This is a genomic window from Bradyrhizobium sp. sBnM-33 (genome assembly GCF_032917945.1).
Classification (GTDB): domain Bacteria; phylum Pseudomonadota; class Alphaproteobacteria; order Rhizobiales; family Xanthobacteraceae; genus Bradyrhizobium.
Map to the genome: position 1 here is coordinate 3,249,196 of NZ_CP136624.1, position 12,540 is coordinate 3,261,735.

10 protein-coding genes and 1 pseudogene are annotated in these 12,540 nt (G+C 58.5%); 8 read left to right on the forward strand and 3 right to left on the reverse strand.

Annotated elements, in window-relative coordinates:
• Positions 1-1,086 precede the first annotated feature (1,086 nt).
• Together RX328_RS15015 and RX328_RS15020 are read left to right on the forward strand one after the other, a co-directional pair.
• A complete protein-coding gene (locus RX328_RS15015; protein WP_213252458.1) occupies positions 1,087-1,917 on the forward strand; it encodes a universal stress protein in 831 nt (276 codons plus the stop codon).
• Between the two features lie 73 nt (positions 1,918-1,990).
• Positions 1,991-2,641, forward strand: a complete 651-nt coding sequence (locus tag RX328_RS15020; protein ID WP_213252459.1) for a hypothetical protein — start codon at positions 1,991-1,993, stop codon at positions 2,639-2,641.
• 1,474 nt (positions 2,642-4,115) lie between these two features.
• Here the strand turns inward: RX328_RS15020 and RX328_RS15025 are convergent.
• Positions 4,116-4,601 carry a PaaI family thioesterase gene (locus RX328_RS15025; RefSeq protein ID WP_213252460.1) on the reverse strand — a complete coding sequence of 162 codons (486 nt, stop codon included), beginning with the start codon at positions 4,599-4,601 and terminating at the stop codon, positions 4,116-4,118.
• Positions 4,602-4,806: 205 nt separating this feature from the next.
• Entirely contained in the window at positions 4,807-4,986 is a 180-nt protein-coding gene (locus RX328_RS43610) for a GH36-type glycosyl hydrolase domain-containing protein (protein ID WP_213252461.1), read from the reverse strand.
• Between the two features lie 1,146 nt (positions 4,987-6,132).
• On the opposite strand from RX328_RS43610, the gene rnk reads away from it, so the two are divergent.
• From rnk to RX328_RS43615, 6 genes are all read left to right on the forward strand, one after another.
• Positions 6,133-6,558, forward strand: coding sequence for a nucleoside diphosphate kinase regulator (rnk, locus tag RX328_RS15030; protein WP_213252499.1), 426 nt, complete (start codon positions 6,133-6,135; stop codon positions 6,556-6,558).
• An 80-nt stretch (positions 6,559-6,638) separates the two neighbouring features.
• Positions 6,639-7,145 carry an adenosylmethionine decarboxylase gene (gene speD / locus RX328_RS15035; RefSeq protein WP_213252462.1) on the forward strand — a complete coding sequence of 169 codons (507 nt, stop codon included), beginning with the start codon at positions 6,639-6,641 and terminating at the stop codon, positions 7,143-7,145.
• Complete coding sequence (speE, locus tag RX328_RS15040; RefSeq protein ID WP_213252463.1) at positions 7,142-8,068, forward strand: polyamine aminopropyltransferase; 927 nt, start codon at positions 7,142-7,144, stop codon at positions 8,066-8,068. The genes speD and speE overlap by 4 nt, the downstream gene beginning before the upstream one ends.
• Before the next feature lie 282 nt (positions 8,069-8,350).
• Positions 8,351-8,992, forward strand: a complete 642-nt coding sequence (locus RX328_RS15045) for a TfuA-like protein (RefSeq protein ID WP_213252464.1) — start codon at positions 8,351-8,353, stop codon at positions 8,990-8,992.
• Positions 8,993-9,124: 132 nt separating this feature from the next.
• The gene (locus tag RX328_RS15050; protein WP_213252465.1) at positions 9,125-9,385 is read left to right on the forward strand and encodes a hypothetical protein; all 261 of its coding nucleotides are present in this window, start codon (positions 9,125-9,127) and stop codon (positions 9,383-9,385) included.
• A 172-nt stretch (positions 9,386-9,557) separates the two neighbouring features.
• Entirely contained in the window at positions 9,558-9,767 is a 210-nt protein-coding gene (locus tag RX328_RS43615; protein WP_409410822.1) for a hypothetical protein, read from the forward strand.
• A 390-nt stretch (positions 9,768-10,157) separates the two neighbouring features.
• Here RX328_RS43615 and RX328_RS15055 read toward each other — a convergent pair.
• Positions 10,158-12,121: pseudogene (locus tag RX328_RS15055) on the reverse strand (4Fe-4S binding protein); the annotation flags it as partial.
• Positions 12,122-12,540 lie beyond the last annotated feature (419 nt).

A 12,540-nucleotide genomic window follows, 5' to 3' on the forward strand; every position in this document is an offset into this window, starting at 1 on the left:
TGCCGCCATCAACTCGCCAGGCAAATGAGCCGATCTACTCTGAGATCGGTCAGGGGATAAACTGATGGGTAGGTCGATGTACCCTGAGGCAGATAGCCATCGAGCCGTTTCGGAGGCGACCCTGGAAGTCACCAAATGCGTCTCGAATTACGGACTAGTCACGGCAAGGTTGGTAGCTGCTAGTCATCTCGAGGCGCTACAGCTTGTGAGCCGGCTCGCTTGTTCGAATAACGGAGCAGAAATCATCAAGCTTTCGGAAGCGCAGTATAGAGCTCAGGCCGAAATAATGCGCGAACATGCTATGGGTCTCTTCGAACTCGGTCGCGGGATCCTTCTCGGAACGACGCGTCCGTTTAGAACGCAAGCTATCACTGCTTGCTGCGTCATTTTGTAAGGAGAATTCGATGAAACAGTCTTCATTGCGAAGACAGTATCAGACTGAGGCGGCTCGTTAAATTCCGGTTTGCACTTTTGATGTCTGAAATTAATCGAGCGCATTTATGCAGGCATGGTGAGTACTTCAAAAACGTCGCGAAGCTGACGGGTCGGTGACGTAAGGGTTGACAGCAGCAGTAGGACGCAAGGTTCTCGTGTGCTCGGAAAATTTTTGCGACGCGCAGATCAACGTTTCGGTGCTTTCACCAAGGGCTGCAATTTAGAAATTGGCGTAGGTAAGCATGAAGTTTCAGGGTCTCGAAGGCGACTATTGACGGCCGACTGCCCCGAGGATGTCTGCGAGTTTCTTCGTGAAGAACTGGACCGAGGGCGCATACTCCGTCAAGCGATTGGAATCGGAGATCGTTACCTTGGGAGCAAGTCGAATTTGGAGATGGCATTCAGTTTTAGGAAATCATGCTCGAGATCCATCCGAGGCGCATATCGAGAACAGACGCGTGTCTGTAATGACGCTTATTGGGGCGGCCCTCATGGACTCTCGGTCAATCAAAAAAATTCGCTCCGCTACAGTTTTAGCGATCCACGCCAGCTAAACGGTGTTCAATGTCATAGGTTGTCGACTTGCGAAAGGCCATTCGCGTGACCAAATAGACGTGTGATGCACCTCAAGAGCGACGATACCAGGGCGGCATGAAGGACGTACTGCTAATCACGACGCCAGTTTATACGAACGCTCCCGGACAGGCGACCAATTACGCGTGCGCTTTGGCTCGCCTGGTTGGAGCACATGTCACAGCATGGATAACCGAAATAGAGTCTGACCCGGCCACTGGGATGATCGAGCCCGATCTCATGCAAGTCGGGGACGAGGTGGCCGAACAGCTAGCTAAGGAGTGCGTGCCACGTACGGTCGAGCTTGTTCAAGATGCGGCAAGTCGCGCAGGAGTGACTTGCACCGTGGTGGCGCAGCCTCCTTCTTCAGCGCTCCGTGAGAAGTTGATCGACACTGCACAAGCACGCGACGTCGTAATCTTCGACGTCTGCCGCTCGTTGCGTCATCCCCGCCAGGGGCTTGTACAAGCTGCGCTCTTTGGGAGTGGCCGCCCGATCATCCTCGTCCCAGGCGGTGCTCATACGCCGGCAGCGGAAAGAGTCCTAGTTGCCTGGGATGGCACGCGCTCCGCCGCTCGAGCATTGCACGATGCTTTGCCGGTATTGACCCATGCGCGGGAAGTGGTGGTCACGACGGTGGCTGATGACAAGGAACGTCGAGTCTCGGAGTCCGGCGACGAAGTTTGCCGTTATCTCGGCCGATGGGGAGTGCGCGCGCGCTTCGACCTTTTGCAGCGCGGAAATCGGAGTGTCGGTGACATTCTTCTCGGCCATGCAGCGGAAATTGAAGCTGGTCTTGTAGTAATGGGAGGTTTCGCACACGACATGGAGCGGGAGTTCCTCTTTGGTGGCGCGACCCGGAACATCTTTCAATCCGCACTTCAGATCCCTGTCTTGTTATCGCATTGATTGATGGCATCCAGCGGTCTAGAACTTATAACCGTGAAATGTAAGGCGAGGGGCGCGAGGTTGGACGAGCCCGATGTTCAAGAAAATCCTTGCTCCGATCCGAGGTACGCAAGAGGACGCCGCCGCCCTGGACGTGGCGTTTCTGCTGGCGAATCAATTCGGATCTAGCGTCGAAGCACTTTACGCTGCACCCTTGGATGCAGCTTCGATTACGGTCGACGTGATCGATTGCAAACCTGCCGGCGAGATAGCCCTTCCCGACGGCACAGAGCTGCAGCGAGCCGCTCTCGTCCTGTTTTCGCGCCGCCTCGAAACTGCAACAACGATAGTTCCGCTGGACAGCGGTTTATCAGGCCGTTTCTCGGCACTGCCGGGCACAGAGCCGGACTTGATTGCAGCGAATGGCCGGATCTCTGATTTGATCGTGATCACGCGTCCGTCTGCGGCCGAATCGGCTTGGCCCAATCTTTCGCTAGAGAGCGCTATTCGGGAGACGGGTTCTCCCGTGCTGTTGATTCCGCGGGCGGTTTCTCGAATCGGTGGCCGAACGGTGGTCGCCTGGAATGGGAATGTTGAAGCGGCGCGGGCGGTTCGGTTCGCGTTGCCGCTCCTTCGGAAGAGCGTCCAAATCGTGGTTGTGATAGTCGGAGGTCAGCCCTGCACATCCTCTGGCGCTAAGCTGGTGGAGTATCTACGCTGTCATGGGGTCCGGGCGGAGATGTGACACTACCGCTGCAACGCGCTTCAGAAGGTGCGACTCTGCTTCAAGAATGCCTGGCTCGCGAAGCTGATCTAATCGTGATGGGCGCCTTCACGCGCTATCGCTCCGACCGTCTGACATTCGGCACCATGACCCAAGCTATGATCATGCAAACCCAAATCGCCGCATTGATGGCCCAATAGGCATCATGGAGCGCTCCTAGTCTGGTGCAGCTCTGTAGGATATTCCATTCTCTTGGAAATGCGCCCTGATACCTGCCTCTCTCCGCGATTTTCGACTGCTTTGTCGACCAAGCTCGACGGCTGTATAGCTGCTCGCACGCTCCGGGAGCGCCCCGATCGCGAACCTCCGTCTAGAGGCGCAGGTTGGATCGCGGATCTCCTAACGCGCAATTTGGTGCAAGCTCGTCGCGCGCAACAGATGGACGCGAGGCCCAGCCGCGACACGCGCCTCAATTTGCGTTCCCAACGCGCGGGGGCGGCGCGCTTTTGGAAAAATATCGCAATCAAAGACAAGTTCTGAACACGGAGGTCAGCCGTACGAAAAAGTCAGACGCATGATTGGCGGCCCGATTTGGGGCCGAAGCTACCCGAGCGGCCACCGGTGAATTGTCAGCGTCATCGAGTGCCTTCGCGATGTCCAAATGATAGAGCCGCAGTGAGGATTAGCCATTACGCCAGCCCCGAGTGCTTTGATCATACCGCCAACCCTGAGCAAGACTAACGTTGCTACATCAGGTAACAAGAGCGACGACAAGAATGTCGAATCTGTCTTCGGTCGCATAATGCACGCGACGGTCGCGCGCGGGGTGCAAGCGAGGCCGGCTATCTTGGCGCGCCTGGTTCATATGTCCTAGAGTTATGAATCACCCTGTCTCAGACCGAGAGCACGGTAAGCAGGGTTGGCATTGTGCTGAATGGATGAACTTGAAGCCGGCGCCCGCCCGCGGATCGGCGAAGGTGTGATGGATGCCGTGGTGATCGCCGCTATGACTACCGAAAGACATCCGGTGATAGACATGCTAACCGCATAGTAAGAGAGATACCGACCGGCATCGATACCGCAGAAATCCGACGCTTTCCGCATGTGGGTCTGGAATAAATGAAGGTAGAGCTTGTGCTTCCACCGTCGAAGCGGGATCTCCGGTAGGACCTGTTTCGCGGACTCGCCAACTGGGCGATGTTTCTTGGCCGGCCGGACTCCGATGCGCGTCGTAACAGTTTTCAAGCAACCACGCGCCGAGGGTGTCGAGCTCACGCACCTCCGTCATGTCGATCTTCAGGGTTGTCGCCTGTTGAAGCTTCGGCAAGGCTACGTCGGAGAGACCCTCCAGCTCATTTGCGTGAATAGCCGTCCAGGATCCACTGGGACGGAGCTTCAGTGTTTCGCCCCGGCTTGCTGTAGCCAGGCAAGGTGCAAGGCTCGGGATATTCGCCGACCAGGAACCAATCTTCGTCATGAAGTTGAGCTCCCGATCCTACCGATCGAAGATGAGGCAGGTGGTTGTTCCGTGCGCAAGAAGACGACCCTCGCTGTCGGTCAAACGCCCTTCAGCGGTACCGATGCGCTTACCACTGGTAATGACGATCCCCTCAGCTCTTATCGGGCCCGTCTCTGGCATCAGAGATCGCAAAAGTGAGATCTTGAATTCCAGTGTCGTTGAGCTGAAGCCCGTTCCAATTGTAGTAAGAACTGCGAGTCCCATGCAGGTATCGAGCAATGTTGCTGCGAAGCCTCCATGCACGGTTCCCGCAGGATTGAGATGATCTGCCGAGGGGGCAGCGGTTACGATAACCCGTCCTGCCGTCGCTTCAACGATATCGTAGCCTAGCGTTCGGGCCATGGTGTTTAGTGGCAATGCGCCGGTAACGAGCCGTTGAACGAACTCAAGCCCACCCAAGGCGCGTCGCTCGTCAGCAGACACAACTCCGTAACGTCTTTCTATCGAAACATTTGGCGACATATGGTCCTCCAATTCGCTTTTACCGTTCGATCTGACCTCAGCCTAACGTGATGGATAGTTCATGTGTAAGATTCGTCGGCCAGTTCAAAACGCAGAGGACGCTGGGTTAGCAAGGTCCCATCCATCCGGGCCGCCGCGACGCCGCGTGTGACGCGCTTTCGGATTTTCGATCTTGATGTGTAGCTGGGCGGGACGGCGGCGAAGCTTATCTCGAAGCCTGGCCTGCTGTTGGGGATGCAGGGATCGATATGTAGAGACGATCCTTCACACTCTCGAGCCCGGCACGTTGCATCCATCCGGCAGAGCCTGTGTACCAGGTCCAGCCCCCATCGCCGACGTGATGGGAGGCGGCGTAGATGTCGGCAGCGATTACATAGGGCTCCACCTTGTAACGCCGCAACTCGGCTCGGGTTCGAGCACACGTTGTCTCCGTAACTTTAGTTTAACCACAGTGGTAACGACGGTTCTTTCGACCCGCTCACTTTCATCGTTGCGCGTCGCCTCAGCGATGATCTGAAGAGTCATCTCGCAAGGACGTTAGACAAACGAATTCTATTGTCACTTAAATGCATTTTTCCGGATGTATGAGACCGGCATCGAGCTTGCCAGACCCTTTCCCGTCTCTCAGTACGGAGTGTCGTTAAGAGCGCTGATCGATTGATTGCCGACCAAACGACGGTCGGCGCACAGGCTCGCATCCTTGAGCAACAGCTCGGGGGACAGCTAGGAGCTTGGATTCACAAGCGCGTAGCAAATTCGGATTGATGCGAGCTAATGAAGGTCAGATAGTTGGCGGCGAGTTTGTCGTATCGGGCCGCGACACGGCTGCGCGACCGCGAAGTTGCCAAGCGCTTGCGCGCAGAAACCAGCGCGGAGGCAGCGCATGTCATCCCGTCTACAGATTCCCGGCGCGGACACGACCTGCAACCGAATTGGAAGCACGCGCTCTGATCCTCGCCGCGAGTGTCGCCGTTGACTTTCCGCAGCGAATGCCTAAGTATTGCATCATCATGTTGAGCTTAGCGACATTTCGTCGAGGCCTGTGTCACGCAGGCAATCTGATCGCGGGCATTTAGCCCCGAGCTCAGCGGGCGCCGTCGTATCCCGAGCTCGGGGACCATCACACCAAGCTGACTGAAGCGGGTCGCCACTTTGGTGGTCGATCGCCCAATAGCCGATACGGCGCATTCTTCAAAAGCTTTGTTCACCCGCTCCAGGCCGCACAGCCTGCTGGCGCGTGTCCGCAATCCAAGAGCCGCCGGACTAAGTCCGCTGCGGAGGAGGTGCGCTATGAACGGCGAATCGGACGCAACGCTCTCCAAAAAGCTAAGAACAGACGAGCAGCCGCCAACTTTCGGTTCGTTTCGCGTGAGGAGCGACAGCCAGAGCCGATGCAGCCGGGAGAGACCGTTCGGAAATTCCAGAGACCGCGAGCCAGCATGCAAGCCGGCGTCACTGGGACGACAATGATGACGATCCGGGTCCGACCGCTGCCTTAACTGCAGATTTCGAACAGGAATAGGAGATGATCATGATAACACAACGCAAGGCGATAGCCATTAGCGGTGAGATCAAGCCGTGCATAACGCTCACGGCCAAGGATTACGAAGGAATCTCGCGACTCGCGCGAGCGGCAGCGACGAGGATGCCGGACCTAGTGTCGGTCCTTACCGAGGAGCTTGAGCGGGCGCACGTGCTTGCGGATGGCCTTTCAGAGCAGACTGTGTGCATGGGTAGCGAAGTCGAGTTCCGTGATGACACGACGGGAAAGGTCCAGACCGTGATGCTCGTCTACCCGGGTGATGCGGACATTTCGCAGGCAAAGATATCCATTCTCACCCCCGTCGGGGCCGCGCTGATCGGCCTCAGCGCCGAAGATTCCATCACCTGGGAAACACGGACCGGAGAAATTCGGCAATTGACCGTTCTTAAGGTCCGCGAGCCCCAGTTTGCCTGAGGCTCGCGGCAACCGCCGCTGCCTGGCAGCGCCGGTCCATCTTACGTAACCGGCAGAGCATCTGCAACGTGGAGAATCGAATGGAAAGCACGTCCCGCGTCAGCATGGCTGCACTCTCCAACCCTCTCGACATCAATCATGAAGAGGCCCGTTTGCGCCATGCCGATGGTGTTACTCCGCGCACGGCTTCTCATGTCATGCCAAGCGGCACCGTCCACGACCACTTCGTCGAGCGAGATGGCCTGCGCTTCGCCGGAACGCATCTCGTCATCGATCTCTGGGAAGCATCTAATCTTGACGACATCGAAGTAGTCGAGACGGCGCTGCGCGACGCCGCTGTGGCGGCGGGGGCGACGCTTCTTAAGATGGACCTTCACAGCTTCACGCCTGGCGGCGGGATCACGGGCGTGGCCGTGCTTGCGGAGAGCCACATCTCGATCCACACATGGCCGGAGCGCGCCTACGCTGCCGTCGACGTATTCATGTGCGGTGACGCTGATCCGCATAAAGCCATCGGGGTGCTCAGGCACGCCTTTGGCCCCCGGATGTTGACCGTCTCGGAGCACAGGCGAGGAGTAATGCCATGAACGCGTTTCAGGAGAAGCTCTACGAGCACCACTCGCAAGTCTTCACCATGGACGCCGATCTGTACCAGGCGCGAACCAAGTTCCAGGATGTCCTCATATTTGAGAACCGGCTGTTTGGCCGCGTATTGGTTCTGGATGGCGTCGTGCAGCTGACCGAGCGCGACAACCACATTTATCACGAGATGATCGCGCACGTGCCGCTCATGGCACACGGCGCGGCCAAGCGCGTGCTCATCATCGGTGGAGGCGACGGCGGCACCCTCAAGGAAGTGCTCAAGCATCCTGTCGAACGAGTCGTGCTGGTTGAGATTGACGATGATGTCATCGAACTCTCGAAACGGTTCTTTCCGCAGGTGTCGGACGGCGCATTCGAGGATCGACGTGTTACTCTCGTCATCAGAGACGGCGTCGAGTACGTGACGCAGGCGGAGGCAAAATTCGACGCCGTGATCGTTGACTCGACTGACCCAATCGGACCCGGCGAGCAGCTATTCACCACGGCGTTCTACGAACGCTGCCGGAACTTGCTCCGACCGGGTGGCATGATCGCCCTCCAAAGCGGGGCACCCTTCTACAATCCAGAGCAGTTGGATAGCGTCTGCAGCCGGCTTGCCCGTTCGTTCCACGCTGTTCGGCCCTTCCTTGCGCCTGTTCCCACCTACGCGGGCGGAATGCTGGCCCTGGTTGCCGGCGGTGAAGACCACAAAGCACTGCGGCCACCCATCAAAGCGCTACGGGAGCAATTCGATCGGCTGCGGCCGAACACGGGTTACTACACGCCAGAAATTCATCGGGCTGCGTTCACATTGGCACCAGCTTTCACGCCTGCTCCTAAGAGGCTGGCGAAGCCGGAACGGCCTCCGCTGCCCGACCAACTGGTGCCCCTCACCATCCTTAGCAAGATCAACGAGTCGCTGCGCTGAGCCGCCTTGCGACCGCGGCCAGGGGTGAAGGATGGGCGCATGCACCCTGTAGATACGTTGCCGCCAATCACCGTCAGTTGCACGGACTACAACGAGCTCGTCTTCGCTATTAGGTTCGCGAGTGACAAGAAGACCGCACGGTTTCTGGCGCAGATGGTTTGGCTCCTTCGATGTGAGCACACCCTGCAAGGATAGGAGGAGCTTTACAGCTGCTCCGCGTGCGCCGTGCAACTCTCAAAACGGACCGGTGGTCCAAGGATCAGAATGAGAGAGTAGACAAGCATGTCGACGCCAGTTGTGTTCACGGGGCTTAGCCTCTCTCAAGAAGAAGCTAGGACGCTACTCGCAGCCGAAGTCAGACCTCCGGTGAAGCGAGGCGATCTCGATCAACTGAGCGATGGGACGGTCGCAGCGATCATCGATGGAGAACTCGGTGGAGATTCCGCCGTTCCAATTGATGAGATCCGCCGAGCTCTGCGTCGCGGCGTAAAGATCATCGGGGCTGCGAGCGTCGGCGCTTTGCGCGCGTACGAAGCACGGGAGGATGGTATGGTGGGGCTTGGATGGGTATACCGGGCCTACTGCACCGGGCGCATATGGGGCATCGATGAGATCGCAGTCATATACGATCCCGATTCCTATCGTTCCCTCACGATCCCCCTGGTGAATGTTCGCTTCTGCCTGGAGCGCCTGACTGCCCGGCGTGGCATCAGCGCGGGAGAGGCCGACCACGCCATGGCCTCATTGAAGCAATTGAGCATCGGAAAGCGTGATCGCCGAAATATTGTACTTCACCTTGCCGGCCTATTAGGTCGAGAGCGAGTAAGGAAGATGCTAAAGCTGGTCAGGCCTGCAGAGGACGACGTGAAGAAAAGCGACGCATACGAGTTGCTGCGCACCTTGGCCAAAGGTTCGAACAACTAGGCCGCAATGCCTATTCGCGGTGAGCTGCAAAGACTTACCGCATAACAGCGGGATTAGCTTCTCATCTCGAAATGGGATGGAGGAGAGCATCCACACGACCACCTTCCAGCGAACAGTAACACGATCCAGCCGATGATGCTGGTACCGGAGCGAAAGCGCTGGCGATTTCTAGTTTGGGCGCAGCGGGCGACCATTGGTTCCATGGTCGCGACGGTCTTGGCAAGCGGCTTGATCGGATTCGATTTTCGCGACGAGTCCGCCGATACTCTTGAGCCTGCCGCTATTCGCGGCTGGCCCGCCACCGGCGCGGCGGGAGGCGATTTCGTAGTCGGTCATTACTCTGACCGGCGGTATCTCTCTATCCTAGTCAGCAACACTGCTGCCACGATGTAAAATCGAGGCGCTCTTCGAGTGTCGTTATCACACATTTTGTGCGAAACTAGTGCTTGTCGGATGTGCGGAAGCCAAGCGTCTGCACGGCGCCCGGCCGAGTTTGCGCGCATCAGGAAGCGCACGACTAATGATCATCAGTTAGGCGCCAGGCAGCAAGGCCCATGAGACCGGTATCCCGTGGAACGACGCAAGCGGCGACCGCCTCAGGAATTGGACGGATTTGAACCGCTCGATTTTCTACGACCAGAGAAAAATCGCGATCCTGCCCATTGGTTTTTGTTACCCCGGCGCGGCGGCGAACGGCGGTGATAAGCCGCCTCGTCCGGAATGCGCTCCCCTCTGGCACGGGCGCGTACTTGATCACCTGCCGAATCCTCAGTGACGCTGTTACTTGGTCAATATTCCCAAAAGCGTTATCTGGGATCAGGTCGGAAGAGCTCGATGACGGAGACGGTAAAAGCATTTCCCGAATATTCCGAAGTTCTTTCCACTTCCACATCCGAGTTGGCGAAGCGGAGTCTGGATGCAAAGACAACCTTGGTTTGAACAGGAGGTTATACCTCAGCTCAGACGGGCTGTGCGGCGCGTAATCAAGGAGTGAGGCGGTCGAGGGCTGCGGTCTGCGCTTAAAGCGGGCGGGGACGTATAAGCTCGGGCCTTCGCTTCCGAAAGCCGCGCGTGCCGTTGTCTCGGTACCGGGCACACAGATCCCCTGACGGCCTTGTTGCAGCGCGCTTGATGGCGTTTGTGACAACCTGATCGGATCGCCTTTGCTCACCTCCCGGGTGCGTAAGTAATCCTCGGTGGTCATAGTCGGTGGGCGCGGCACCGCATGAGGATCGAAGCTTTCGCTGACGGCGGCCTCAACGCGGCAGTCTTCACACATCTTTACGACATCGATGCGCCGAGCATTAGCACCGGCAAACATCCAATGCTTTTCCTCAAGTGTGGCGACTACGCGTTCGATTGTACTTTCGTGCCGAACGGCTTGCCACATCCGATGCAATGGAAGGGATCCTCTTCCTTCAACACCCGCTGCGGTGCATTCCACGCTTGGAAATCGAAGCGGGGTTGCAGCGCAATGGCGTCCTCGGGACATGTCACTTCGCACAGCCCGCATTGTACGCAGATGCTTTCAGTGAAGCGCAGCATTGCGCGGTCTGGATTGTCCGACAGCGCGCCGGTCGGACAAGCGTTCACACAGGAGTGACAGAGCGTGCAGCTATCGACATTCAACAACACGCCACCGAATGGCGCCCCGGGCGCAAGCGCCACGACAATGACGGGCGTTGGCGCCGCTAGGTGCAGTTCGCGAAAAGCGGTTTCGAGCAAGCCGCGCTTGGCGCCGCGCGGAACGAAGTTCGCGGGTTTCCGGGTTGCAACGCCAGCCGGCACTGCGTCCAGCATGGCAAGGAGTTGATCGGGGTCATCGGTCTCGATGATGCGCACCAGCCCATCGCCGAAGCCGAGCGCTGCGACGCTGGTTTCCGACGTCTCAACAACCCGCCGCAGGCCGAGAGGATCGTGACTGGGTTTTGCCCGCGTCAGTAAACAGGCACCGGCTGCGCCGTAAGCGAACAGCGCAGCAATCGCTTCGGGTCCAACCTGCGTGACTTCGTTGACCCGGACCGGGAGCACATTTGCCGGCAGGCCGTCGCCGAACCGCGCCAGCGCGTCAATCAACGGAGCGCCGTTGTCGCCGTCATGAAACAGTACGACGGCATTGCTGCCGCCGGCCTTGCGATAGGCCTGCACAAGCGTGCGTAACCGTCGCATCAGCACGTCCGCGGCCGGCAGCGCATAGGATGCGGCTCCGGTCGGGCAGACCGCGGCGCAGGAGCCACAGCCTGCACAGACGGCAGCGTCGATTGCCACCGCGTTGCCGTTCGGCGTGATCGCGCCAGTCGGACAAAGATCAAGACAACGCGTGCAGCCGGTGATTCCGGAGCGCGAATGGGCACAGAGCGATTCGTCGAACTGGACAAAGCGCGGCTTGTCGAACGTGCCGACCAGATGGCCAGCGTCCGCGATCATTTTTTCGACTGCGGCGCGGTCGCGGGGATCGGCGCATAGATAGCCGGGCCGCAATTCATGTGCGGGAAATAGCGGCCGGCCGCCGCTGATATCCAGCACGATATCGCAGGTCGAGACCGCGCCATTGCGCGGGGCGCCGAACTCCAGCCGGCGGCGCGACGAAGGCGCGGGAAATGCATAATCGTCGATCGTGAGTTCAAACTGCCCGAGATGCCCACGAGCATGGCGCACGCTACCCTTCAGGACTGGAAATTCGTTTGAGTGGCGAGGCGTCACGTCGCCAGGCTTGGTCAGAAGCACCGTGATGTCGAGGCGGTCGGCGAGTCGGCGACCGACCTCGATCGCTGCCTCGTCGCGGCCATAGATCAGGGCGACGCCGCGGCTCTCGAGCGTCACCAGCGCGACGGGCGGCGTATCCTCGCCTGCCGCCGCGATCAGCGCTGCGGCCTTTGGGCCAGCCGCGGCCACATCCTTCGACCACCCCGCGGTTTCTCGAATGTTGACGAAGGTGAGCGCTGAGGAGGGGACGAGATCTTCCGCCACTTCCCGGAACAAGGGTGCTTCCTGGGTACACGCGACGGTCATAGGTACGCCATCGGCGAGTGCCGCCTTGAACCGGTCGATTTCGAGCCCGCAGAGCTGGTCGGCCTGGGTGATCTGACCCGAACAGGCACGGGCAATCGCTCGCGCGTCCACCGGCATCGTTTTCTCGCAGTTGCAGATCATCAGATGAGGCGCGGTATCGACCGTCATCGTTTTCCTCCCTCGGGACGATCCTCAGAGTCGGCATGACCAGAGTTTCCATGGGCGTAACTGGAGCCTTGCTTCTGAGTATCGACACGCCACGAATAGGCGAACGCGTTAGCGAACATCTGGAGCATCCACCACTTGGCTTGGCTTACCAAATCGGAAAATGGCGGCGCTGCCGCCCATTTCAGTTTCGCACGGAAGTCGCTATCTCAAGAGGGTTCGTTGATGGATTAACAGTCGCGCGCGAGGAGCGATTTTCCAGATCACGCTAGAAGTACAGGTGAGTTTGGCAAACGCTAAAGGTCAGCAATTGATATCAATTTTATTGCTAGAACGATCGCGCACGTTGCAAATCGCGGCCACCGGAATCC